Source organism: Streptomyces spinoverrucosus (assembly GCF_015712165.1).
Classification (GTDB): Bacteria; Actinomycetota; Actinomycetes; order Streptomycetales; family Streptomycetaceae; genus Streptomyces; species Streptomyces spinoverrucosus_A.
In genome coordinates, this window is record NZ_JADPZX010000001.1 from 353484 (window position 1) to 377443 (window position 23960).

Sequence of the window (23960 nt, forward strand, 5' to 3'; positions counted from 1 at the left end):
CTTGCGGAACCAACGAAGGTTTTGGTCTTTGTGTCAACGGCGGTTACCTCGCCGCCGGCCGATCTCTTTCCCTCGGCCCAGGTGGAGGCCATGATGGGTCGACCCCGCCCCTGAAGCCTCCCCTCGGAGATCGAGTACGTCGTGGTCGCCACCTTCCGTCGTCAGACCCTCGCCGGCGAGATGCTGGTGCTCCAGCTCGCCATCGTGGTGGTCGTACTGGTCGCGGTCGCGGCGGTCTCGCTGGCCCAGTCCGAGGCGACCTTCGACCGGGTGGAGGGCCGCCGGGTCAGCGCGCTGGCCGAGCAGGTGGCGGCGAATCCGCTGGTGCGCGGCCAGCTGGTGCTGCCACTGCCGAGGGAGGCGCTGGCGCCGCTGGTGAACGCCACGCAGTCGCAGTCCGGGGTGACCTCGGTGACGGTGGCGGACGCGGACGGGCGGATCGTGAGCTCCACCGACCCGACGGCGATCGGCAAGGCGCTGCCGCTCGGGGACGGCGCCGTGAAGGGGCGCGGCTGGTCGGGCGAGCTGACGCTGGACGGCGGGCGTGAGCGGGTGGCCCAGGTGCCGGTGCTGGGCGCGACACGGGAGAACCTCGGGCAGCACCTGGGTACGGTGATGATTGGCGAGGCCTCCCCCACCGTCTGGCAGCGCCTCAGCGGCGCCTCCTCGTATCTCCTGGCGTATCTGGGCATCGCCAGCGGGCTGGGGCTGGCCGGCTCGCTGCTGCTGGCCCGGCGGGTCAAGCGGCAGACGCTCGGCCTGGAACCCCGGGAGATCGCCGGGCTGGCCGAGCACCGGGAGGCGATGCTGTACGGGATCGCGGAGGGCGTGGTCGCCCTGGATCCGCAGCACCGGCTCACGCTGGTGAACGAGATGGGGCGGCGGCTGCTCGACCTGCCCGAGGACTGCGTGGGGCGGAGCCTGGCCGACCTCGGTGTCGAGGGGCGGCTGCGGGACGTGCTGGCCGGGGACCGGGGCGGCACGGCCGACAAGCGGGACGAGGTCGTCGTCCGGCACGGGCGGGTCCTGGTGATGAACCGGATGACGGTACGCAAGGACGGGCGGCTGCTCGGCTCGGTCACCACACTGCGGGACCGTACCGAACTGGCCCGGCTGGAGCGGGAGATCGGCTCCTTCCGCAGCTCCTCCGAGCTGCTGCGCGCCCAGGCGCACGAGTTCGCCAACCAGCTGCACACCATCTCCGGGCTGATCCAGATCGGCGAGCAGGCGGAGGTGGTGCGCTACATCCGCGCCCTGAACCAGCGCCGCCAGTCCCTGGACATCACCCTCAGCCGCCGCGTCCGCGACACCACCGTGGCGGCCCTCCTCATGGCGAAGTCCTCCCAGGCCGCCGAACGCAAGGTCCACCTGCGCATCTCGGACCACACGGCCCTCGACCGCCTGACACCTCAGGACGCGGCGGACGTGGCGACGGTGGTGGGCAACCTGGTGGACAACGCGGTGGATGCGGCGGCGTGCGGGGCGGGCGGGGTGCGAGGGAACGGGCGCGAAACGAACGAGGTCGCGACGCGGACCGACCGCCGCGCCGGCGCCGGCACGGGCGGCGGCACGGCCCCGGCCGACGACAGCACGGGCGATAGCGCAGCCCCAGCCGACGACAGCACGGGCGATAGCGCAGCCCCAGCCGACGACAGCACGGGCGATAGCGCAGCCCCAGCCGACGACAGCACGGGCGGTAGCGCAGCCCCAGCCGACGACAGTACGGGCGGTAGCGCAGCCCCAGCCGACGACCGGCGGGCGGACGCAGTGGCCCGAGGCAGGGCCCAGGTCGCGACGCGGACCGACCGCCGCGCCGGCGCCGGCACGGGCGGCGGCACGGCCCCGGCCGACGACAGCACGGGCGATAGCGCAGCCCCAGCCGACGACAGTACGGGCGGTAGCGCAGCCCCGGCCGACGACCGGCGGGCGGACGCAGTGGCCCGAGGCGGGGCCCAGGTCGCGACGCGGACCGACCGCCGTGCCGACGACGGCACGGGCGGCGGCACGGCCCCAGCCGACGACAACACGGGCGATAGCGCAGCCCCAGCCGACGACAGTACGGGCGGTAGCGCAGCCCCAGCCGACGACAGTACGGGCGGTAGCGCAGCCCCAGCCGACGACCGGCGGGCGGACGCAGTGGCCCGAGGCGGGGCGCGAGCGGGTGACATCGGCGACGACGAGACCGAGGCCGACGGCCGCTCAGGTGATGCTGACGATGGGTTCCGGGCGCCGACCCGACGATCCGCCCGCGGTGCCCGAGCCGACAGCCGCCCCGGCGACCGGGATGAGGACCGGTGCGACGGTCACACCGGCGGCAGCGAGGAAGCCTCGCGCGACCGTCGGCCCGACAGCCCCGGCGAACCCTCCCTCGTCGGTCCAGCCGGCGGCAGCCATCAGGCGTGGGTCGAGGTCGAGTTGCGGCAGGACGCCGCCAGTGTCGAGATCGCCGTGCGCGACTCCGGGCCCGGCGTGGCGCCCGAGCTGGCCCGGGAGGTGTTCTCGCACGGCTTCACCACCAAGGCCGCCCGGAACGGCGAGCGCGGTATCGGCCTGGCGCTGACCCGGCTCGTCTGCGAACGTCACGGCGGGGAGATCTCGGTGAGCAACACCCCGGACGGCGCCCTGTTCACCGCACGCATGACCGTCAGCCACCTCACCGACGCGGTGGCGGAAGGAGCGGACCGATGACCGGCAAAGGGGAGACGTCCGGTGCGCCGGACGCGATCGACGTCCTCGTGGTCGACGACGACTTCATGGTGGCCAGGGTGCACCGCGCCTTCGTCGAACGGGTCAGCCCGTTCCGTGTGGTCGGCGTCGCCAGCAGCGGCCGGCAGGCCATCGACGCCGTCGACGAGCTCCGCCCGGACCTGGTCCTGCTCGACCTGTATCTGCCGGACATCTTCGGCCTGGACGTCATCCCCCGGCTGCGCACCGCGGGCCACGACTGCGACGTCATGGTCATCAGCGCCGCCCGCGAGGCCGACACGGTGCGCGGCGCCGTACGCCACGGCGTGGTCGACTACCTCCTGAAACCGTTCGAGTTCGAGGACCTGCGGACCCGCCTGGAGAGGTACGTCGCCCAGCGCTGTCGCCTGTTGACGACCGTCGTGCGCGGTCAGGCGGACGTGGACCGGGTCCTGGCCGGAGCCGCGCCCGCGCCTGCCGCCGTCGGGCTGCCCAAGGGCATGAGCGTGGAGACCGCCGAACTGGTCGAGCGCGCCCTGCGCACCGCCGACGGCACCCTCTCCGCCACCGAGTGCGCCACCGTCACCGGCGTCTCCCGTGTCAGTGCCCGCCGCTACCTGGAGTACTTCCACACCACCGGCAACGCCGACGTGTCCCTGCGGTACGGCGTGGCCGGACGGCCGGAGCGGCGGTACAGCTGGCGCGTGTGAGGCGCGGCACGCCGGTGTCAGCCCTCCGGGGCAGGGCACTCGGACGCCGTGGCGGGTCTCATCCGGAGCCGCCGTGCTCACGCAGGAGGCAAGGATCATGGGACATGGTGGAAACGTCATCGACGAACTGGTGACCGATCACCGTGAGGTCGAGGAGTTCTTCGGTCGCATCGAGGGGCTGCCGCCCGGCGACAAGGACCGCAAGCTGTACGCCGACCAGGCCACGATGGAACTGGTCCGGCACTCGGTGGCCGAGGAGGCCTACCTCTACCCGGCGGTACGGCAGCACGTGCCGAACGGCGACGCCCTGGCCGACAAGGAGATCGACGACCACTCCAAGGCCGAGCAGATCATGAAGGACCTGGAGGGCTGCGACGCCGACGACCCCGAGTTCGACCGCCTCATCGGCATGCTGATGACCGAGATCCGCGCGCACATCGCCGACGAGGAGGAGAACCTCTTCCCCAAGCTGCGCGCCGCGTGCCCCCCGCAGGCCCTCGACGAGCTGGGCGACAAGGTCCGGCAGGCGAAGAAGCTGGCACCGACCCGTCCGCACCCGTCGGCCCCGGACACGCCGCCGCTGAACAAGCTGCTGGCGCCCGGCGCGGGCCTGGTGGACCGGGTGCGGGACGCGCTGACGGGCCGCGGGAAGCGGGCGTGAACCGAACCGACTCGAACCGAGTGAGCCGCTGAGGCCGTCCGCCCGTCGGCGACGGCCTCAGGCGATCAGCGCCCGCCCCGGCCCCAGCCGGTCCAGCAGCCGCTCCTGATGGAGCTCGGCGACCGGTGCCAGGAGGTCGGGGTGGCGCAGCAGCGCCGCCGCCTGCCGGTCGTGCGCGTCGGGCGCCACCAGGCGGCGGAACTCCGCCGGCGTACCGGTCGTATGACCACCGTCGGCCAGCGCGGCCACCGCGAGGCGGGCCAGTTCGGGGTCGGTGAGCAGACACGCGGCCCAGCTGGCGACGACCTCGTCCACCCAGGTCCGCCATGCGTAGGCCTCGGGGTCCGCTTCCGCGCCCGCGTCCGCGCCGGCGATCCAGTCGAGCCGGTCGGAGCCTCCGGGCCCCGCCATTCCGACCAGCGCGGCGTCCATCTGCGTCGGGTACCGCAGCCATGCCGCGACCGTCACGGCCTGCCGCGCCTGCACCTCGCACAGGGCGGAGGCCAGGGCGCCACCGGACGCCGGGTAGGCGCGCGTGAGCCACTGGGCGGTCGCCGCGATGAGCGGGGAGAGATCTGCGAGCACTGCCGAGCCGTCCGAGTCCTGGACGCGGGGATACGTCCGCGCCCTGTACGAGGGGGAAGGGGTCTGGGCAAAGACGGTAGCCCGCGACCCCGGGGGCACGACATGACCCGAAGCGCATCAACGGCGTGGTCTCGGCCACACGCCGAGCCACTCGCCCTCGGCGTCACACGGTCGCCGCACCCGGGTGGCGAGCCGTCGGAGCGGGTCCTAGTAATGGTCAGGGACATCGCGTGTCGCGCTTCGGCAGCGCAGGAGCGGCCGCACGACTCCCTTGGAGCTGAGGATGACCACGCGCTCTTCACCACAGCAGTCGAACCCGTCCCACATACACTTCGGCGAGCCCGCCCTCGTCGGCGAACCGCCACCCGGTACCGCTCCTGTCTACGGACCGCCGCCCGGTCCCGCCCCCATCGGCGAACCGCCGACCGGTACCACCCCGGCCGCCGACACGGCGTACGTCGTCGGCGCGGCGGCCGGCAACGACACGGCGGCATTCCTCGAAGCCGCGGGCCCGCTGGAGGACGACACGGCACGCCGGCGCCCCGGGACACCTGACGCCAGGGCGAGCGGCAAAGTGCCGGACCGGGCGTTCCTGGACCCGGTCGGTGACCTCGTCCATGCCGCCGTCAGCGACCGGCCGCTGGAGGAGATCATCCGGCTGGTCACGCTGATGGAGCAGTCACCCGAGTACGCGCTTGCCGTCACCGCCGTGCTGCGGGCGGTCGGGGTGGACCGTCCCGTCGAGGACGTGGCCCGTCTGGTCGTCGAGTTGACCCGGCCGCCGCGCGAGGCGGACAGCGCGGACGAAACGATCCGCGCGGCGGTCGAGCGGCGGTGCGTCGAGGACGTGTCCCGGCTGATGGCGCTGCTGCACCAGGCCGCACTGCAGCCGCACTGCGGACGGGAGGCGGTCCGCGCGGCGGCCACCGGGCGGCCCATAGAGGAACTCGTGGAGCTCATCGGGCGGCTGGCCCAGGAGCGGCAGCGCGCGGCGGAAGCGGCGGCGGCCCTTCAGGCGCCCGCCGGGACAGCACCGGTGACCGCTTTCCCGCACGCCGCGCCCGCGCCGGACGCGGAGGTGACGCGTCCGGGCGCCAGGCGGACCCTGCGCATACGGCGTGCGCGTCCCAAGAGGCCTGTGTTCTGGCCGGGTTGGCTCGCCGCGGCGGCCCTCGTCGTGTGTGGTGCCGCGTACTTCCCGCTGCGCCGGGACGGCGCGCCGCTCAGCGTCTTCGCGGTAACGCTCGGCATGTCCGGGATGTGTCTGACGCTCGCCGTAGTGCTGGCGCTGCGGACCAGTGTCCCGGCCCTGATGGCGGGCATGCTGCTGCCGGCGGGGCTGGCGGGGGCCGGACTTCTGGAGAGCCGGGTCCATTCGGCGGGGCTCTCGCAGGCGATGGACCTCACGGTGGCCCCACCGTGGAGCGCCGGCCTCACCGCGGTGTGCGCGTCGCTGGCCTCACTGGCTGCCCTGCTCCTGCTGCTGATGGTCCAGGTCGCGGAGCGCTATCCGGCACCGCATGCGACGGCCGAGGCGAGCCGGGCGGCGGAGTGATCCGGCATGCCGGCCGGGGCTGGGCGGACGTACGCGGCCTCGGCCCCTGAGGCCTGTCGTTCGGATCATGCCGGCGTCGCGGGGCCCGGCCCTACGGCTCCATCAGCCCGGCCGCGACCGTCGCCCCCAGTTCCCAGCACCTCTCGATGTCGGCCCGGCCCGGTTCGCCGGTCACGGTGACCGCTTCGGCGGTGCGTCGCCAGCCCAGGCCGGTCGTGATCGCCTCGATGCCGCGCACCGCGCCCGTGACGTCGTTGCCGCCGTGCACGTAGTAGCCGAAGGGGCGGCCGCGCGTCTCGTCCAGGCACGGGTAGTAGACCTGGTCGAAGAAGTGCTTGAGGGCGCCGGACATGTAGCCGAGGTTCGCCGGGGTGCCCAGCAGGTAGCCGTCGGCGGCCAGCACGTCGGACACCGTGGCGGACAGCGCCGCCCGTCGCTCGACCCGGACGTTCTCGATCTCCGGCGTCGTCGCACCGGAGATCACCGCTTCCAGCATGGCCTGGCAGTTGGGCGAGGGTGTGTGATGCACGATCAACAAGGTGGTCACGCCCGCACCCTGCCGTGACGCCCCACCCGACCGCAACCGCCCCCGGCTCCGGAGGCCACGCCCTGCCCTCAGTCACCCCGTTGTGACCCCGCCCCGTGAATGCAACGATGCCCGGCACACCCGTGATGAAGGGAAGCATCGTGACCGACGGGGATCACCGGCCGCCCGCCGCAACCGCGTTCGACGCGATCGGGGCGGAGTACGAGAAGGCGTTCGCGGGGTCGGAGGCGCACGAGGCGTCACTGGAGTGGTTGCTCGGGCGACTGGAACCCGGCAGCCGGGTGCTGGACGTCGGCAGCGGGACCGGGCGTCCCACGGCACAGCGGCTCGTCGAGGCGGGCCATGACGTCCTCGGCGTCGATGTCTCGCCGGTGATGGTGGATCTCGCGGCCCGGCAGGTGCCGGGCGCCGCCTTCCGGTGTGCCGACATCCACGAAATGCCGCTGCCCGAAAAGTCGTTCGACGCGGTGTGCGTGTACTTCTCCCTGCTCCAGATGTCCCGGGAGGAACAGTCCGCCCTCGTACGGCGGCTGGCGGGGGCGGTGCGGTCCGGCGGTCATCTGGTGCTCGCCACCGTGCCGCTGGACGTGGCGGACGTCGAGGCCGTCTTCATGGGCCAGCCCGTGCGGGTGACGAGCTTCGGCGCCGAGGACTTCGCCGCGATGGCGAGCGCAGCGGGACTCACGGTGCTCCGGCAGGACCGCACGGTCTTCACTCCCGCACATCCGGAGGCGATCCCCGAGCCACACCTTTTCCTGTACTGCCGGCGTGCCGGGGATGCGGCCGACTGACCGTCCTCGGCCGGGCGGCGCCCGCGTTTCTGCGCGACGATGGCCCCGTGGGCGCCCACCGGCGAAGGGACTGTGACGTGCGGGAACTGGCGATCATCGAGGCGCCGTCCGTCCTGGGGCTGCGGCCGTCCGGCGTCGAGGACCTCCCGGCGGCCCTGTTCGCCGCCGGCCTGCTGGACGTCCCCGGCGCGGTGCGGGCCGGCCGGGTCGAACCGCCCGCCTACGACCCGACGCGGGACCCCGACACCGGGGTCCTGAACAGCACCGGCATCGCGGAGTACTCCTTCCGGCTCGCCGACGCGGTCGGCGGTGTGCTCGACTCCGGCCGCTTTCCCGTCGTACTCGGCGGCGACTGCAGCATCCTGCTCGGCAACCTGCTCGCCCTGAAGCGGCGTGGCCGGCACGGCCTGCTGTTCCTCGACGGCCACACCGACTTCTACCAGCCGGAGGCGGAACCCGCGGGCGAGGCCGCCTCGATGGAACTCGCCCTGGTCACGGGCCGCGGCCCCCGGCGGCTCACCGATCTCGCGGGCCGTGGCCCCCTGGTGCGCGACGAGGACGTGGTCGTACTCGGCTACCGCGACGCCGTGGAGTCCGCCCAGTTCGGTATGCAGCCCCTGCCGCCCGAGCTGTACGCGATGGACCTCGACGCCGTCCGTGCCGTCGGCGCCGGCACGGCCGCACGGCAGGCGGTCGAGCGGCTGGGCCGCGTTCCCGCCGGCTACTGGGTGCACCTCGACGTCGACGTCCTGGACGACGCGGTCATGCCGGCCGTCGACTACCGCCAGCCCGGTGGACTGACGTGGCTGGAGCTGGAGGATGTGCTGAGCGCGGCCCTGGCCGACGAGCGCGCCGTCGGCCTGGACGTCACGATCTTCAACCCCCGTCTGGACCCCGACGGGAGCATCGCGGCCAGCCTGACCGCATGCCTGCGCCATGGCCTGTCGGCGCGCGCGGAGGCCGGCTGACCGTCACCCTTGACGACCGAAAAGTGTGAGTGATTAAGTACTCACATGAAGACAGAACAGCGCCGACTCTCCACCGCCGAGGAACGCAGGGAGACCGTGCTGCGCACCGCCATCGGAGCGTTCGCGGCTCGCGGCTACTTCGGCACCACCACCACGGAAGTGGCCAAGGCGGCCGGCATCTCGCAGGCGTACGTCTACCGGCTGTTCCCGAACAAGGAGGCGCTGTTCACCGCGGTCGTGGAGCACTGCTTCATCCGGGTTCGCGCCGCCCTCGAACGCGGGGCCGCCGAGGCCAGGGGGAGCGCACCGGAGGCGGTACTGGAGTCGATGGGCGACGCCTACGCGCGCCTGATCAGCGACAACGACCTGCTGCTGGTGCAGCTGCACGCCCAGGCGGCGGCCATCTCGGAGCCGGCGATCAGGGAGACGGTCAGGGCGGGCTACGCCCGGACGGTGGAGTACGTGCGCGGCGCCTCCGGGGGCGGCGACGAGCAGATCCAGCAGTTCTTCGCCACCGGCATGCTCTGCCACCTGATCGTCTCGATCGACGCGGACGCCGTCGACGCGCCCTGGACGCGCACGCTGGCAGCGGGCATCACGCACTACTGACCGACCGAACCGCCCCGGGCGGCCGCCGGATTCCTCGACGAACCGGCAGCCGCCATTTGCAGATCATGCGAGTGAGTGGCTAATCACTCACCAAAGCGAAGTAAGGAGTCACCCATGCAGACCACCGAAGTCGTCCTCCCCGCCGCCGGAGAGCCCGAGAGCCTCGAACTGAGGGTGCGGGACCTGCCGAGGCCCGTTCCGGGCCAGGCACTGGTGCGGGTGGAGGCCAGCGGCGTGACGTTCGCCGAACAGCAGATGCGGCGCGGCAAGTACTACGACATGCCCAAGTTCCCGTTCGTCCCCGGCTACGACCTCGTAGGCGTCGTCGAGGAGCTCGGCTCCCCCGAGTCCGGTCCGGTGGCCGTGGGGCAGCGGGTCGCCGCCCTCACCAAGACCGGCGGCTGGGCCGACCGCGCCCTGCTGGACGTGGCGGATCTGGTGCCGGTACCGGAGGGGCTCACGGCGGCGGAGGCCGAGACGCTGGTCACCAACGGTGCCACGGCGTGGCGCATGCTGTTCCGCACGGCGCAGGTCACCACCGGCGACACCGTCGTGGTGCACGGGGCCAACGGCGGCGTCGGCAGCGTGCTGGTCCAGCTGGCCCGCAGCAGCGGCGTCCACGTCATCGGCACCGCCTCGGCCCGCAACCAGGAAGCGGTCGCCGCCATGGGCGCCACCCCGGTCGACTACCGGGGAGATGCCCTCGCCCGCGTCCGGGAGCTGGCGCCGCGCGGGGTGGCGGCCGTCTTCGACCATGTTGGCGGCAAGGGCATCGAGGGCTCCTGGCGGATGCTCGCCCCCGGCGGCACCCTCGTCTCGTACGGCAGCGCCTCGACCCGCGACCAGGCCGGCAGCGGCATGGTCACGGTTCTCAAGCTGTTCGCCAGGCTCGCCGTGTGGAACGCCCTGCCCAACGGGCGCAGTGCGCACTTCTTCAACCTGTGGGCCGGGAAGGCGCGGCATCCGGAGCGGTACCGGGCGGAGTTGCGCGAGGACCTCACGAAGATCTTCGAGCTGCTGCGGTCCGGCGCGATCGAGGCCAGGATCGACCGGGTCTACCCGCTCGTGGAGGCGGCCGCCGCGCTGCGGCACGCCGAGTCCGGGACCGTCGTGGGCAAGGTCGTGATCGCACCCGGCACGGGACAGGCAGAATGAGACACGGAGCCCGCCCCACCGGCGCGCGCCCCACTGAAGTCGATCTCGGGGCGCCTTATGGACCCCATAAGGCGCCCTTATGAGCTCATAGGCCGGACCCGCGTACCAGGTTAGGCTTGCCTTAGCTTAGGCTTCCCGTCGAGTCGCATGTCATCGCTCGAAGGGAACCTGATCATGACGCGCCCGCTGCGGGTAGCCATCGTCGGAGCCGGCCCGGCCGGAATCTACGCCGCCGACGCCCTGCTCAAGTCCGACGTGGCCGCCGAACCCGGCGTGTCCATCGACCTCTTCGAGCGGATGCCGGCGCCGTTCGGACTGATCCGTTACGGCGTCGCCCCCGACCACCCCCGGATCAAGGGCATCATCACGGCCCTTCACCAGGTCCTCGACAAGCCCCAGATCCGCCTCTTCGGCAACGTCGACTACCCGACCGACATCAGCCTGGACGATCTGCGCTCGTTCTACGACGCCGTGATCTTCTCCACGGGCGCGACGGCCGACCGCGCGCTGCCGATCCCGGGCATCGACCTCGACGGCTCCTACGGCGCCGCCGACTTCGTGTCCTGGTACGACGGTCACCCGGACGTGCCGCGCACCTGGCCGCTTCAGGCCGAGAAGGTCGCCGTCCTCGGTGTCGGGAACGTCGCGCTCGACATCGCCCGCGTCCTCGCCAAGACCGCGGACGAACTGCTGCCGACCGAGATCCCGCCGAACGTCTACGAGGGGCTCAAGGCCAACAAGGCCCTGGAGGTCCACGTCTTCGGCCGACGCGGCCCGGCGCAGGCGAAGTTCAGCCCGATGGAGCTGCGCGAGCTGGACCACTCCCCCAACATCGAGGTCATCGTCGACCCCGAGGACATCGACTACGACGAGGGCTCGATCGAGACCCGGCGCGGCAACAAGCAGGCCGACATGGTCGCCAAGACGCTGGAGAACTGGGCGATACGCGATGTCGGCGACCGCCCGCACAAGCTGTTCCTGCACTTCTTCGAGTCGCCGACGGAGATCCTCGGCGAGGACGGCAAGGTCGTCGGCCTGCGCACCGAGCGCACCGAGCTGGACGGCACCGGCAACGTCAAGGGCACCGGCAAGTTCACCGACTGGGACGTCACCGCGGTCTACCGCGCCGTGGGCTACCTCTCCGACAAGCTGCCCAAGCTGCCCTGGGACATCGACTCGGGCACGGTCCCGGACGAGGGCGGCCGGGTCGTCGAGGAGGGCGGCGCGCACCTTCAGTCGGTGTACGTCACCGGCTGGATCCGGCGCGGCCCGGTCGGCCTCATCGGCCACACCAAGGGCGACGCCAACGAGACGGTGTCCAACCTCCTGGACGACTTCGCCAACAGCCGTCTGCAGACCCCGTCGGCGCCGGACCCCGAGGCCGTCGACGCCTTCCTCGCCGAGCGGAACGTCCGCTTCACCACGTGGGAGGGCTGGTACAGGCTGGACGCCGCCGAGAAGGCCCTGGGCGAGCCGCAGGGCCGTGAGCGGGTGAAGATCGTCGAGCGTGAGGACATGCTCCGGGAGAGCGGCGCGTAAGCGTTCGCGAACGAGGAGGGGTCCGGTGATGGTTCGCCGGGCCCCTTTCCCGTGCTCGGCCGGACGGGTCCCGGGTCTTACGGACCTGTGACATGACGGGCGCGGCCGGGCCCCGGGGCGGGTGCGCCGACCTAGCGTGTGGCCATGCGCGTACTGATCACCGGCGGTGCCGGATTCATCGGGTCCCATGTGGTCGAGGCACTGACGGCGGCCGGACACGAGCCCGTGGTGTACGACGTGCGCGGCGATCCCCGGTCGGACGTGCGGGACCTCGACGCCGTACGCCGCGCCCTGTCCGGCGTCGACGCCGTCTGCCATCAGGCGGCGATGGTCGGGCTGGGCACCGGGTTCGCCGACGCCCCGGAGTACGTCTCCCGCAACGACCTCGGCACGGCCGTCCTGCTCACCGCCATGGCCGAGGCGGACGTACGGCGCCTGGTACTGGCCGGGTCGATGGTGGTGTACGGCGAGGGGCGCTACGAGTGCGCCCGGCACGGCGTGGTGCGGCCGGGGCCGCGCGCGGTCGCCGAGTTGGCGGCGGGGCGTTTCGAACCCCTGTGCCCCGACTGCGGTGCCGCGCTGGAGCCCGGGCTGGTCGGGGAGGACGCGCCGCTCGATCCGCGCAACGTGTACGCGACGACGAAGCTCGCCCAGGAGCATCTCGCGGCGGCGTGGGCGCGGGCCACGGGAGGGTCGGCGGTCTCGCTGCGCTACCACAACGTGTACGGACCCCGGATGCCCCGCGACACCCCGTACGCCGGGGTGGCCTCCTTCTTCCGGTCCGCGCTCGCCAGGGGCGAGGCCCCGCGCGTCTTCGAGGACGGACGGCAGCGGCGGGACTTCGTGCACGTACGGGATGTCGCAGCCGCCAACCTGGCGGCACTGGAAGCGAGTTCGGCGCCGGGCGCGCTCACCGCGTACAACACCGGCAGCGGCGAGCCGCACACGGTCGCCGAGATGGCGCGGGCGCTGGCCGACGCGTACGGGGGGCCGGAGCCCGTGGTGACCGGGGAGTACCGGCTGGGGGACGTCCGCCACATCACCGCCGACTCCTCGCGGCTGCGTGCCGAGCTGGGCTGGAAGCCGCAGGTCGGATTCGCGGACGGGATGCGGGAGTTCGCGCGGGCGGGGCTGAGCGCCGGGTGAGGGCTCGCGACGCCCTGCCGTCCGTGTTTCGTAAGAAGCAGAAGTCCGATATGCCCGCTTTCCATTCGTAGGGTGAAAGCCGTGACAACCCCTCCCCCACCCCCGCCCGTCGACGTGGTCCTCCCCTGCCTGAACGAGGCCGAGGCCCTGCCCTGGGTACTGGAACGCATCCCGGCCGGATGGCGCGCCCTCGTCGTGGACAACGGCTCCACCGACGGCTCGGCCGACCTCGCCCGAGCGCTCGGCGCCACCGTGGTCCACGAGCCGCGCCGCGGGTTCGGCGCCGCGTGTCACGCGGGCCTCACCGCCGCGACCGCCGACATCGTGTGCTTCTGCGACTGCGACGCCTCGCTCGACCCGTCCCTCCTCGTCCCGTTCGTGCGTGAGGTGCGGGCCGGCGAGTCCGACCTGGTGCTGGGCCGGCGCCGGCCGCGAGGCCGGAACGCCTGGCCCGCGCACGCGCGCGTGGGCAACGCCGCGCTGTCGCTGCTGCTCCGCCGACGCACCGGGCTGCGGCTGCACGACCTGGGTCCGCTGCGGGCCGCCCGGAGAGAGGCACTGCTGGGCCTGAGACTCACCGACCGGCGCAGCGGCTATCCGCTCCAGATGGTCGTGCGCGCCGCCGACGCGGGCTGGCGCGTCGCCGAGCACGACGTGCCGTATCTGCCCCGCACCGGCGCCTCCAAGGTCACCGGCACCTGGCGCGGCACCTGGCAGGCGGTGCGGGACATGCGCCGCGTCCTGGCCGAACCGCCCGCCGCGCTCGAAGGGAGCCGCCGATGACCACCCTGCTCGTCATCGCCAAGGAGCCCCGCCCGGGGCGGGTCAAGACGCGGCTGACGCCGCCGTTCACACCCGGCGAGGCGGCCGCGCTGGCCGAGGCGGCCCTGGAGGACACCCTGCGCGCGGTGGCCGCCGCACCGGCCCGCCGCCGGGTCCTGGTGCTGGACGGGCGTCCGGGACCTTGGTTGCCGCCGGGCTTCGACGTCGTACCGCAGTGTGCGGGCGGACTGGACGAGCGGCTGGCCGCGGCCTTCGCCGGGTGTGCCGGACCGGCGCTGCTGATCGGGATGGACACGCCGCAGGTGACGCCGGAGCTGCTCACCGTGGACTTCGCCGGGTGCGACGCGTACTTCGGTCCGGCCGAGGACGGGGGGTTCTGGGCGCTGGGGCTCGCCGAGCCCGCGCCGGAGCTGCTGCGGGGGGTCCCGATGTCGACGCCGGTCACCGGAGCCGTCCAGCGCGACCGGCTGGTCGCCGCCGGGCTGCGGGTGCGTGAGCTGCCCCGGCTGCGGGACGTCGACACGGCCGCCGACGCCGACGCGGTGGCCGGGCTGGCGCCGCACGGCCGGTTCGCCGCGGAGCTGGCCCGGCTGCGGGCGGCCACCCGCCGATGAACGCCCCCTACGAGACGACGCGGCCCGAGCGCCTGCTCCCCTGGACCGCCGACGACCCCTACGTGCACGCCCTGCGCGCCGGCCGGGGCCCGCTCTTCCTGCGCCGCAGCGACGGCTGGCTGCTCCCGCTGGACGTGGAACGGTGGTGCGCCCGCCCGGACGAGGCGGACCTGACCGTGCTGGCCCGCTGCGAGGGCGCCGTCCTCGACGTGGGCTGCGGCCCCGGCCGCCTGGTCGCCGAACTCGCCGCCCGAGGTCGTACGGCGCTCGGCATCGACGTCAGCGAGGCCGCCGTCGCGCACACCGCGCGCCTCGGCGGCCGGGCCCTGCGCCGGTCGGTCTTCCAGCCGCTGCCCGGTGAACGCCGGTGGGGCACCGCCCTGCTGATCGACGGCAACCTCGGCATCGGCGGTGACCCGCTCGCCCTGCTCGACCGACTGGCCCAGCTCCTCGCGCCCGGCGGTCTGGTGATCGCCGAGACGGTCCCCGTGGACGTCGACGAACGCGTGCAGGTCCACGTCACCGACGGGCAGGGCACGGCGGGCGCCCCCTTCCCGTGGGCCCGCCTCGGCACGCCCGCGCTGCTGCGGCACGCGCGCGTGCTGGGCCTCACCGTGGACGGTCAGTGGTCGGCCGGCGGCCGCTGCTTCGTCGCCCTGCGCACCCGCAGCGCCAGCAGCAGCGCCGAGCCGCCGAACAGGACGGCGGTGATCAGCAGCCAGCGGGCGAGGAAACCGTCCGCGGACAGCCCGGTGGCCAGCCGGTAGCGCTCGTCGACCCGGCCGCTGATCAGCGGGAACCACACGAGCAGCAGCAGCCCGGACAGGGCGGCCGGGACCCGCACGTACGAGATCCACTCGCGGCGCCGCACCGCGCCCAGCGCGCCCGTGAGCGCCCGGTCGGCCGCCGCGTACAGCGGCAGCAGCACGAGGTCGTGCAGCACGGCCGCGCCCGCGAACCAGAGCACGACTCCGAACCAGTCGCCCGCGAGCAGGCTCACGCCCGCGTACCCGGCGAGCGCGAAGGAGCAGCCGAGCAGCAGCAGCTGGAACGGGCTGCCGACGACGAGGCGCGGTCGGGTCAGGGTGGGGCGCATCAGAGGTCTCCGAACGTCATCCGTGCCACCCACTTGGTGTTCAGCACGCCCGGCGCCGCGGGCACGATGATCCGGGCGGGGTAGCCGTGGTCGAGGGTCAGCGGCTCGCCGTTGACGTCCAGGGCGAGCAGGGAGCGCGGGTCGGCCACCTGGTTGGCGCGCAGCGCGGCCCGGCGGAAGGCGCCGCGCTGTTGCAGCGACTCCACCAGTACGTCGGCCGGGTCGTCGTACCCGACCAGGGCGGCGAGGTCGCGCAGCCGTACGCCGCGCCACCACTGGTCGGACGTCGACCAGCCCTCCACGCAGGCGATCGGCAGCGCGGCACTGTGCAGCGGCATCCGCAGCAGTTCCTCCCGGTTGAGCCGGACGACGCCCGTCGGCCCGGTGACGACCAGCCGCCAGGCGTCGCCGGCCGTCTCGCGGGTGCTGATCCCGGCGTAGGCGGCCGTCTTGTTGATCTGGAAGCCGCCGGGACCGCTGCCCGGCTCCGGTCCCCCGTGCGGTGTCAGCAGGGCGGTCTGGCGCAGCGGCCCGTCGAAGTTGCGGCCCACGGACGTCGCGAACAGCAGCAGTGAGGCGCCTCCGACCAGCCCGAACGCGCCGCGCCGGGACACGGTGGGCTCGGCGGGCCGTGGCGTCACCAGATCGCTGTCCTGCGGTGTCTCGGTCCGCAGCCGGCGCAGGTTGCGCAGGGCCGTCGGCAGCTTCAGGACGACGTGCGCGACGAACGCGGCGAAGAAGACCCAGGCGCCGTAGAAGTGCAGCGTGTAGAAGGAGCCGGGGAAGACGTAGTCCAGCTGAACGTTGAGCACACCGGTCGTGAACTGGAACAGGGCGCCCCCGACCAGCAGCAGCAGCGAGATCCGCTCCAGGGCGTGCGCCAGCGAGCGGGCCGGTGGCAGCGTGAACAGCCTGGGCACGACCGACCACAGCTTGGCCAGCAGGACGGGGATGAGCGTGATCCCGAGGGTGACGTGGACGCCCTGGTTGAGCCGGTACAGCCAGTGCGGGTTCGTCGGCCAGGAGAACAGGTAGAAGCCGAGGAGCCCCTTGTCCGGGGTCTGGTCGTTCACCGGCGACAGGTCCGGGTTGTAGGCGGCGTACGACAGCAGTCCGGTCACGAACAGCACGGTGATGCCCACCAGCAGCACGACCCCGAGCACGGCCGTGAACCGGGGGCCGCGCAGGGGGCTGCGCCAGAAGCCGGGCGAAGACGGAAGCCGTTGGTCTCGCATGTCCTGACGGTAGGCCGGGACCGGCGCGAAAAGAGCGGCGCGACCCATGACGAAACGCTGACATCGGGGCGCCGGACGTTCTGGCAGGGCCGGTGGCGGCCTAGCGTCCTGCGTGTGATCCGCTCCCCTCATCTCCGTGACCTGGCCGCCGCCGTGGCCGCCGTGCTGCTGTTCGTGGCGGCGGTGCTGGTCGGCCGCCACATCCAGGACACCGACGGCACGCTGTTCGTCAACTGGCCTCCGCTCCTCGCCTCCTGGGGCCCCCACGTGGGGCCCGGTACTCCCGCAGCCCTGGTGGTGGCGGTCGCGGTGGTGGCGTACGGGCCCGGGCTCGCCGCCCGGCTGAAGTGGCGCGCCCTGCTCGCCGTGGCCTGCGGCACCGCGATGGCCTGGACCTGGTCCCTCGCTCTGGTGGACGGCTGGCACCGGGGCGTCGCCGCGCGGCTGACGACCCGGTACGAGTACCTCCAGGTCATCGACGACTTCCATGACATTCCGGCGGCCCTGCGGGACTTCACCCGGTTCATCGTGATCCAGGGCCCGGACCACTGGCCCGCGCACGTCGCCGGTCACCCGCCGGGGGCCACCCTCACCTTCGTCCTGCTCGACCGGATCGGGCTGGGCGGCGGTGCCTGGGCGGGCGTCTGGTGCATCACCGTGGGGGCCACCGCGGTGGTGGCCGTGCTGGTGACGGTCCGGGCGCTGGCCGCGGAGGAGCTCGCGCGGCGGGCGGCACCGTTTCTGGTCCTGCTGCCGGGCGCGGTGTGGATGGGGACGTCGGCCGACGGCTACTTCACGGCGGTCGCCGCCTGGGCCGTGGCGCTGTTCGCCCTCGCGGTGACGGGACGACGACCGCGGGCGGCGGCCTTCGGGGCGGGGCTGCTCTACGGGCTGACCTGCTACCTGTCGTACGGGCTCACGCTGATCGGAGTCATCGGGGTCGGGGTGCTGGTCCTCGGGCGGAACCGGCGGGCGGTGCTGTTGCCGCTACTGGCCGGGGTGATCGTCGTGCCGCTGGCTTTCACCCTCGCCGGGTTCGACTACTGGGAGGCGTACCACCTGCTGGTGGAGCGCTACAACCAAGGGGCCGGGGGTGTTCGGCCGTACTGGTACTGGGTGTGGGCGAATCCGGCGTGCACGGTGCTGGTGGTGGGTCTGGCGACGGTCGCGGGGCTGGTCCGCGCGGGTGGGGCGCTCCTGCGGCAGCGCAAGCAGGACGGCGTTCTCGGCACGCCCGAGGCCCGTCTCGCGGTCCTCCTCCTCGCCGCGCTCCTCGCCCTCCTCGCCGCCGATCTGTCCGGGATGAGCAAGGCGGAGACGGAGCGGATCTGGCTGCCGTTCGCCCTCTGGCTACTGGCCGCCGGAGCGTTCCTGCCCCGCCCCCGCGCCTGGCTCGCGGCACAGGCCGTGGTCGCGCTGCTGGTCAACCACCTGTTGTGGACGGGCTGGTGAGCGGCGTACGACAAGCGCTAGGGCAGGATCGAGTCCACGTATCCGCCGTCGACCCGCACGGCCGCGCCCGTCGTGGCGGATGCCAGGGGTGAGCTCAGGTAGACGACGAGGTTCGCGATCTCCTCGGGCTCGATCAGGCGCTGGAGCAGTGACTGCGGGCGGTGGTTTCGCATGAAGGCGCGCTGGGCCTCGTCCCAGGGCAGGTCGCGGTCGACCAGCTGGTAGACGAAGTCCTCGACGCCCTCGGTGTGGGTGGGTCCGGCGATGACCGAGTTCACGGTGACGCCACTGCCCGCGGCCTCCTTCGCGAACCCTCGGCTCACCGCGAGCAGCGCGGTCTTCGACATGCCGTAGTGGATCATCTCGGTCGGGATCACGACGGCGGAGTCGCTCGCGATGTTCAGCACCCGGCCCCACTCCCGGCCGGTCATCCGGGGGAGGTACGAGCGGATCAGCCGGACCGCCGACAGGACGTTGATCTCGAAGTAGCGGCGCCACTCGTCGTCGGTGATGTCGAGGGCGGGCGTGGGGCCGAAGATGCCGAGGTTGTTGACGAGGATGTCGACGTCGGGCAGGGCGTCCACGGCACGGGCGGCGCCCTCCTCGGTGCCCAGGTCGGCGGCGACGGGCACGAACAGGCCGTCCGGCGCCTCGGCCCGCAGTTTCTCGATGCTCCTTTCGAGGCGTTCGGCGTCACGTCCGTTGACGCCGACACGGGCGCCGGCGCGGGCGAGGCCCACCGCGATCGCCGCTCCGATGCCCTGGGAGGAGCCTGTCACCAGCGCGGTACGCCCGCCGAGGTCCACGTTCACAGGGGGTCACTCCTTCTCCGGTTGTCCGCCGTACGGTCGGCCGATGTCCTCCTGCCCACCATCGCCGACCTTGCACGTGACCGCAGGCGGACCACCGACTCGCCGGGTGCCCCCCGGGTGATCCGGAGGCGGCCGCGGCGACGATACTGGCAGTCACACTTCGCCCCCGTTCACAGATGGACTCATGCCGACCTCCACCTCCGTCCGCCCCATGACTCCCCCCACGGTGTGGCTGGCTCGCGGCCGCCATGTCGGGCCCGCCGCGGAAGACGTACTCCGGCGGCATCTGCAGCAGCTCAAGGACAGCGGGGTGATCCGTGACTGGCTGGAAGTGCCCGAGGCCGAGGGCGCGCGGGAACGGGTCTTCGAGGCGCGCTGGGAGAGCGGCGAAGGGGTGACCGTGCGGGCCAGGCTGTCGCTGGCGCACGGCCCGGCCGAGGGCGGTCAGGAGTGGGTGCTGGCCGCGGAGGCGGAGGCCGCGTGGGATCCGCGGTGGCCGTCGCCCGTGACCATGTTCTGGCCGGACGATCCCGTCGCCACCTGGGACCACGAGGCGGAGACGGGCGCGGAGCTGCGTTTCCGGGACGTCAACCCGCTGCCGTCGGACGACAGGGAGCTGCGGCGTCTGCTGAAGGACGCCGCGCGCAGCGGGTGGTCCGTCCACTTCGTCGTCCACGAGGCCATGACCCCCGACGCGCGTGGCCGGCTGCCGCTGGCCCGGCTGCTGCCGCCGGGGCTCAGGCACCGGGTGGTGGAGCACCGGGCCGCGCCGCAGCAGCTGCGGGCCGTGAACTGGGCGCTGCGGGACTCCGGGGTGCAGGTGCCGCGCGGCGGTGCCGTGGTGCTGCCCGGCGCGCCGGCCCCGGAGGGCTACGACGGTGACGCCTTCGCCGTCCGGAGTGTCTTCCTGGACGGCTCGGAACCGGCCGAGCTGACCGAGGCGCTGAGCCGGTTCGCCGGCTCGGCGCGGCCACTGCCGGACGGGGCCGAGGAGGTGCTGACCGCGCTGCGCGAGGACTGGCACCTGCTGACCCTGGAGGAGGAGCTGGCGCGCGAGAAGGCGCTCGTGAAGATGTACGCGGAGGCGCTGGAGGCCATGACCAGGTCCCGGGACCTGTACCGGGAGGCCGCCGAACGCGCCCATGAGGCCCTGACCGCCTACCGCGAGTCGGCCGCCGCCCTGCCCGAGCCGCCTGCCCGCGAACAGCCCCAGGACACGCCCACGGCGTCTCCGCTCCAGCAGCTGACCCGCACTCTGGAACGCCTCAAGGGCGGCGGGAAGGCCCGGCGCGCGACGGGCGGCGGGCGCGGGGAGAGCGCCTCCGACGGCTCCGACAGCCCGGCCGGCTGACTCCCTCGCCCCGAGAGCGCGTACGACGGCGCCCGGCGCTTCACCGGACGGCGTGCCGCACCTCGTACGCCCCCGCCTCGGCCGTCGCGTTCCTCGCGTTCACGGGCGCCAGTCCAGACACAGCCGTACCGGGACGGGATGTGCCGAGGGGCACAAACGCCGCAACGGAGGCAATACAGGAGCCATATCAGGGAATCCACAAAGGGGCACGCGCGTAGCGGTGCACCGGACCGAGGAGGGCCCGTGGATTCCACCACAGCAGTGCTCGCCGTCGTCGCCGTGATCGCGGCGCTCCTGCTCGCCGCGGCCGTGGGGCTGCTGGTACGGCTGATCCGGGCCCGGCGCGGACTGCGCCGGGCCGGGCTGCCGACCGGGCCACGCTGGGTGTTCTGGGGCGCCGTCCTGTACTTCGTACTGCCGACCGACCTGTTGCCCGATCCGGTGTACCTGGACGACGTCGGCGTACTCCTGCTCGCTCTGCGCACCCTGCGCGCCCCTCTTTCCGCAGGGTCGCACCGCACCCCTGCCGAGGTCGGCAAGCCCGGCGAACCCGCCTGACGTTCCCGGACGGATCACCGCACTCCGCACCATCACCCGAGGGCGCCGCCCGAGCCACGCGCCCCCGTAACCGCCCCGATGTGCCCCACCGCCGCTCCGTGTGCGCGGCTCTCGACCCGACGACCAGTCAACCGACCGACTCCATCGGCCGTCTCAGGTTCCGAGCGACCAACTCGCTCTCGATCACGGAGAGTAAGGAAACCAACCACCCGTTCGATTCGTATAAGTCCATGGAAGCCCCGACATCGAGCGGGAGATGCCACCGCACACGGCAGGCCGAGGGCCTGACCGGGGCAGCACCGAGAGGGAGAGACGATGCAACCGTTCGCGCTCAACTACGCACGCCCGGCGGCGGAGTTGGACGTCGCCACGCCGTACGCGTACGACCCCGGCCTGCAGTTGAACGTGCTGTTCGACGGGCGGATCGCCGCTACGGACCTCGCGCTGCTCAGAGAGCTGGCGACGACGACCTCCACCGCCGGCTCGAAGACGCACTTCGACGACTGACCCCGGGCCGCCATATGACCGTACTGATCCTGACCAACGACGAGGACGTCACGGCCGACATGGTGGTGGTCCACCTGAACGCGTCCGGTGTTCCGGTGGTCCGCCTCGACCCCGCCGATCTGATCGGCGGCGCCGCCCTGTCGGGCGAGTATGTGCACGGCACGTTCCGCGGACACCTGTGGTCCGCGGGCCGGCTGGTGAGCATGGACGGACTGCGGTCCGTGTGGATGCGCCGGCCGGGGATTCCGGCCACGCGGGTGGCCGAGCCGTCCGAGTGGCTGACCGAGGAGTCCTCGCAGGCGCTGTACGGCATGCTGCGCAGCTCCGGCGCGCGGTGGATGAACCACCCGGACGCGGCCCGCAGGGCCCGGCACAAGCCGTGGCAACTGCGGCTCGCCCAGAGCTGCGGGCTGCCCGTACCCGCCACGCTGATCACGACGTTCCCGCAGGCCGCGCGGGACTTCGCCGAGCGCTTCCCCGACCTGGTGGTCAAACCCGTCTCGGGCGCGCACCCGAAGGAACCGCCGAGGGCGGTGCCGACCAGCCGGGTGGCACCGGACGCCGACTTCGCCGCGGTCGCCTTCGGGCCGACGCTGCTGCAGCGGCGCATCGGCAAGCGGGCCGACATCCGGCTCACCGTGGTCGGCGAGCGGTTGCTGGCCGCCCGAAAGCCGACCGCGCCCGACGCCGATCCCGACGAGGTGGACGTCCGCTTCACCGCGGACAGAACGCCCTGGCGGTGCACCGACGTGCCGCCCCGGGTCGCGGAGGGCGTGCGGGCGTATCTGCGGGACGCGGAACTGGCCTACGGCGCCTTCGACTTCGTCGAGGACGCGGACGGCACGTGGTGGTTCCTGGAGTGCAATCAGTCCGGGCAGTTCGGCTTCATCGAGGCCGACACGGGCCAGCCGATCGCCCGGACCATCGCCGAGTGGCTGGCGAGACCCGCCGCCGAGAGGCAGCGGCGGGTCAATGGCGTCACAACGACCGTGCCGTGACGGCGAGGGACCGTACGGCGCGTCAGACGGCGAGGGAGAGCCCGCTCTCCCCGTCCGGGTCGGTGGGGCGCCCGCCCATCAGCAGGGCGTCCGCCTTGGCGATCGCGTCATGAATGCTGGTCGTGCCCATCATCACGCACAGTGTGTAACTGACGTCCTCCAGCTCCCGTGCGGCCGTCGACGTCTCACTCTCCGCCTGAGCGATGCGCAGTGATGCGTACCTGGTCAGCAGCTTCCTGACGACCTTCGGGTCCGGAACAAGCACGGGGCGCCCCTCTCTCGACTTTTGCGCACCGTATGCCCGAACGGTGCCCGACCATTCACCTCCTTGGCCCCAGGCCACCCAATTGGCGCAATACCGTTGCCCAAGGGGACCGTCTCGCTTGTCCGGCGTTCGCACCTCGGGCCACCTGACCGCTGTGCAGCGCCGCGTACGGTGGACAGCCGGTGCGCCACCACGAACGTGGTACGGCCCCGCAGCAGCCCGGCGAAGGCCTGCTGGACCAGGGCCTCAGGCGAAAGCGCTTACCCCCCTCGTTCGGCCAGGGGTATACCAGGGTCGGACGGACCGTGGGGCGTGGTGCGACTACTCGCCGAGGGAGCGGGCGAGTTCGGTGGACGCGTGGGCGATCTCGACGTCGTCCTCGGCCATCAGCTGCCGGAGGGCACTGCGGCGGGCGTGGACGGCGCGACGGGCGGCCCGCTCCCAGACCACGGGGTTCTCACGGTGGTTGAGCAGCTTGGGGTAGGCCGAGGCGGTGGCCTCCCACTGCCGGGCGTCGGCGATGTTCTTGAGCAAGTGGATGATCCGGGCGCGGCAGGTCACCTGGGGCAGCTGGGCGAGCTCCCACAGGAACGGCACGGTCGCGGCCGTGGCCTGCTCCACCACGAAGCCGTACTGGCAGATGCGGTCCCGCAGTTCCCGCAGCGCTCCGCTCGCGGCCTCCGGGCCGCCCCACGCGACGGTGTTGAGGAGCAGAGGGATCGCGTCCGCGGATCCGGTCGAGTCCTGGATGTCCCGCCACGGCACTTCGCCCAGCGCCCGGAGCGGCGTCGCTGTGCCGCTCGGCCGCGTCTCGCGGTCGGTGCGCTCGGTGCTCGGCTGTTCCGTCGAAGCGGTGCGCATGGCGTCGGGCCTTTCCGCGGCAGTCATGTCGGACGGGGAGACAGGTCCGGCGACCTGCTCTTTTCCCTGATGCAGCGTCATGATCGGGCGTCTTCCGGTGGGTTGACGCCAGGGCTATTATCCACGCCGTCAGCGCCCGCGTGCAATTGCACGAGAAATTGCGCGAGAATCGGGTAGGGAACCCAGCACCGTGAACTGAGGGAGGCCGCGATGCCAGTGATGCGGAACGGAGTGCGGGCGAGTGCGCTGGACGCCCGCTGGATCAAGAGCCGGCACAGCAACGCCGAGGGCAACTGCGTCGAGGTCGCCGCGCTGCTCGACGGCGGCGTCGCGATGCGCAACTCCCGCGATCCCGACGGGCCGGCGCTCGTGTACACGGCGGCCGAGGTGGCGGCGTTCCTGGCCGGCGCCAAGGAGGGCGAGTTCGATCACCTGGTCTGAACGCCACTGGCGGTGAACTCCGCCCGGCGGGGAGGT

25 protein-coding genes and 1 pseudogene are annotated in these 23960 nt (G+C 72.8%); 19 read left to right on the forward strand and 7 right to left on the reverse strand.

Features of this window, described 5'->3' with window-relative positions:
- The first annotated feature begins 141 nt into the window (after window positions 1–141).
- From I2W78_RS40060 to I2W78_RS01650, 3 genes are all read left to right on the forward strand, one after another.
- Window positions 142–2688: an ATP-binding protein gene (locus tag I2W78_RS40060; protein WP_307783576.1), complete on the forward strand. Its 2547-nt coding sequence runs from the start codon at window positions 142–144 to the stop codon at window positions 2686–2688.
- Window positions 2685–3395 (forward strand): response regulator, encoded by a 711-nt coding sequence (locus I2W78_RS01645; RefSeq protein WP_196456268.1) that lies wholly within the window; start codon window positions 2685–2687, stop codon window positions 3393–3395. Before I2W78_RS40060 ends, I2W78_RS01645 begins: the two co-directional genes overlap by 4 nt.
- Before the next feature lie 97 nt (window positions 3396–3492).
- A complete protein-coding gene (locus I2W78_RS01650) occupies window positions 3493–4056 on the forward strand; it encodes a hemerythrin domain-containing protein (protein ID WP_196456270.1) in 564 nt (187 codons plus the stop codon).
- 57 nt (window positions 4057–4113) lie between these two features.
- Here the strand turns inward: I2W78_RS01650 and I2W78_RS01655 are convergent, their stop codons facing one another.
- A complete protein-coding gene (locus I2W78_RS01655; RefSeq protein ID WP_196456272.1) occupies window positions 4114–4641 on the reverse strand; it encodes a hypothetical protein in 528 nt (175 codons plus the stop codon).
- A 283-nt stretch (window positions 4642–4924) separates the two neighbouring features.
- Between I2W78_RS01655 and I2W78_RS01660 the strand changes: the two genes are divergently transcribed.
- Window positions 4925–6196, forward strand: a complete 1272-nt coding sequence (locus I2W78_RS01660; protein ID WP_230885294.1) for a hypothetical protein — start codon at window positions 4925–4927, stop codon at window positions 6194–6196.
- Window positions 6197–6287: 91 nt separating this feature from the next.
- Here I2W78_RS01660 and I2W78_RS01665 read toward each other — a convergent pair whose 3' ends face one another.
- A complete protein-coding gene (locus I2W78_RS01665) occupies window positions 6288–6743 on the reverse strand; it encodes a flavodoxin family protein (RefSeq protein ID WP_196456274.1) in 456 nt (151 codons plus the stop codon).
- Between the two features lie 107 nt (window positions 6744–6850).
- Between I2W78_RS01665 and I2W78_RS01670 the strand changes: the two genes are divergently transcribed.
- The 9 genes from I2W78_RS01670 to I2W78_RS01710 all read left to right on the forward strand — a co-directional run bounded on the left by I2W78_RS01670 (window position 6851) and on the right by I2W78_RS01710 (window position 15115).
- Window positions 6851–7534, forward strand: coding sequence for a class I SAM-dependent methyltransferase (locus I2W78_RS01670; protein ID WP_374222629.1), 684 nt, complete (start codon window positions 6851–6853; stop codon window positions 7532–7534).
- Between the two features lie 77 nt (window positions 7535–7611).
- A complete protein-coding gene (locus tag I2W78_RS01675) occupies window positions 7612–8502 on the forward strand; it encodes an arginase family protein (RefSeq protein WP_196456277.1) in 891 nt (296 codons plus the stop codon).
- 45 nt (window positions 8503–8547) lie between these two features.
- Window positions 8548–9111, forward strand: coding sequence for a TetR/AcrR family transcriptional regulator (locus I2W78_RS01680; RefSeq protein WP_196456279.1), 564 nt, complete (start codon window positions 8548–8550; stop codon window positions 9109–9111).
- A gap of 114 nt (window positions 9112–9225) precedes the next feature.
- Complete coding sequence (locus tag I2W78_RS01685; RefSeq protein WP_196456281.1) at window positions 9226–10266, forward strand: medium chain dehydrogenase/reductase family protein; 1041 nt, start codon at window positions 9226–9228, stop codon at window positions 10264–10266.
- A gap of 174 nt (window positions 10267–10440) precedes the next feature.
- Window positions 10441–11805 (forward strand): FAD-dependent oxidoreductase, encoded by a 1365-nt coding sequence (locus tag I2W78_RS01690; protein ID WP_196456283.1) that lies wholly within the window; start codon window positions 10441–10443, stop codon window positions 11803–11805.
- A gap of 144 nt (window positions 11806–11949) precedes the next feature.
- Entirely contained in the window at window positions 11950–12951 is a 1002-nt protein-coding gene (locus I2W78_RS01695) for an NAD-dependent epimerase/dehydratase family protein (protein ID WP_196456285.1), read from the forward strand.
- Between the two features lie 72 nt (window positions 12952–13023).
- Window positions 13024–13734 (forward strand): glycosyltransferase family 2 protein, encoded by a 711-nt coding sequence (locus tag I2W78_RS01700; protein ID WP_196456287.1) that lies wholly within the window; start codon window positions 13024–13026, stop codon window positions 13732–13734.
- Window positions 13731–14348 carry a TIGR04282 family arsenosugar biosynthesis glycosyltransferase gene (locus I2W78_RS01705; RefSeq protein ID WP_196456289.1) on the forward strand — a complete coding sequence of 206 codons (618 nt, stop codon included), beginning with the start codon at window positions 13731–13733 and terminating at the stop codon, window positions 14346–14348. The genes I2W78_RS01700 and I2W78_RS01705 overlap by 4 nt, the downstream gene beginning before the upstream one ends.
- Window positions 14345–15115: a class I SAM-dependent methyltransferase gene (locus tag I2W78_RS01710; RefSeq protein WP_196456291.1), complete on the forward strand. Its 771-nt coding sequence runs from the start codon at window positions 14345–14347 to the stop codon at window positions 15113–15115. Before I2W78_RS01705 ends, I2W78_RS01710 begins: the two co-directional genes overlap by 4 nt.
- A 328-nt stretch (window positions 15116–15443) precedes the next feature.
- On the opposite strand, the gene I2W78_RS01715 is transcribed toward I2W78_RS01710, so the two are convergent.
- Window positions 15444–16679, reverse strand: coding sequence for a molybdopterin-dependent oxidoreductase (locus I2W78_RS01715; RefSeq protein ID WP_196456293.1), 1236 nt, complete (start codon window positions 16677–16679; stop codon window positions 15444–15446).
- A 114-nt stretch (window positions 16680–16793) separates the two neighbouring features.
- On the opposite strand from I2W78_RS01715, the gene I2W78_RS01720 reads away from it, so the two are divergent.
- On the forward strand, window positions 16794–18131 hold the full coding sequence (locus I2W78_RS01720) for a hypothetical protein (protein ID WP_196456295.1): 1338 nt from the start codon (window positions 16794–16796) through the stop codon (window positions 18129–18131).
- A 17-nt stretch (window positions 18132–18148) separates the two neighbouring features.
- Here the strand turns inward: I2W78_RS01720 and I2W78_RS01725 are convergent, their stop codons facing one another.
- Window positions 18149–18943, reverse strand: coding sequence for an SDR family NAD(P)-dependent oxidoreductase (locus I2W78_RS01725; protein WP_196456296.1), 795 nt, complete (start codon window positions 18941–18943; stop codon window positions 18149–18151).
- A 184-nt stretch (window positions 18944–19127) separates the two neighbouring features.
- Here I2W78_RS01725 and I2W78_RS01730 point away from each other — a divergent pair, with 184 nt between their 5' ends.
- The 4 genes from I2W78_RS01730 (at window position 19128) to tgmB (ending at window position 22357) form a co-directional block, all read left to right on the forward strand.
- Complete coding sequence (locus I2W78_RS01730) at window positions 19128–20294, forward strand: hypothetical protein (RefSeq protein WP_196456298.1); 1167 nt, start codon at window positions 19128–19130, stop codon at window positions 20292–20294.
- Window positions 20295–20537: 243 nt separating this feature from the next.
- Complete coding sequence (locus tag I2W78_RS01735) at window positions 20538–20852, forward strand: DUF1232 domain-containing protein (RefSeq protein WP_196456300.1); 315 nt, start codon at window positions 20538–20540, stop codon at window positions 20850–20852.
- A gap of 315 nt (window positions 20853–21167) precedes the next feature.
- A complete protein-coding gene (gene tgmA, locus I2W78_RS01740; protein ID WP_141306568.1) occupies window positions 21168–21359 on the forward strand; it encodes a putative ATP-grasp-modified RiPP in 192 nt (63 codons plus the stop codon).
- 14 nt (window positions 21360–21373) lie between these two features.
- Window positions 21374–22357, forward strand: a complete 984-nt coding sequence (gene tgmB / locus I2W78_RS01745) for an ATP-grasp ribosomal peptide maturase (protein WP_196456302.1) — start codon at window positions 21374–21376, stop codon at window positions 22355–22357.
- 22 nt (window positions 22358–22379) lie between these two features.
- Here tgmB and I2W78_RS01750 read toward each other — a convergent pair whose 3' ends face one another.
- The 3 genes and pseudogenes from I2W78_RS01750 to I2W78_RS01760 form a co-directional block, all read right to left on the reverse strand.
- A complete protein-coding gene (locus I2W78_RS01750) occupies window positions 22380–22622 on the reverse strand; it encodes a DUF5133 domain-containing protein (RefSeq protein ID WP_196456304.1) in 243 nt (80 codons plus the stop codon).
- A gap of 158 nt (window positions 22623–22780) precedes the next feature.
- A pseudogene (locus I2W78_RS01755) lies at window positions 22781–22870 on the reverse strand (ABC transporter ATP-binding protein); the annotation flags it as partial.
- Window positions 22871–22943: 73 nt separating this feature from the next.
- The gene (locus I2W78_RS01760) at window positions 22944–23483 is read right to left on the reverse strand and encodes a hypothetical protein (protein WP_196464361.1); all 540 of its coding nucleotides are present in this window, start codon (window positions 23481–23483) and stop codon (window positions 22944–22946) included.
- 210 nt (window positions 23484–23693) lie between these two features.
- Here I2W78_RS01760 and I2W78_RS01765 point away from each other — a divergent pair, with 210 nt between their 5' ends.
- On the forward strand, window positions 23694–23924 hold the full coding sequence (locus I2W78_RS01765) for a DUF397 domain-containing protein (protein ID WP_196456306.1): 231 nt from the start codon (window positions 23694–23696) through the stop codon (window positions 23922–23924).
- Window positions 23925–23960 lie beyond the last annotated feature (36 nt).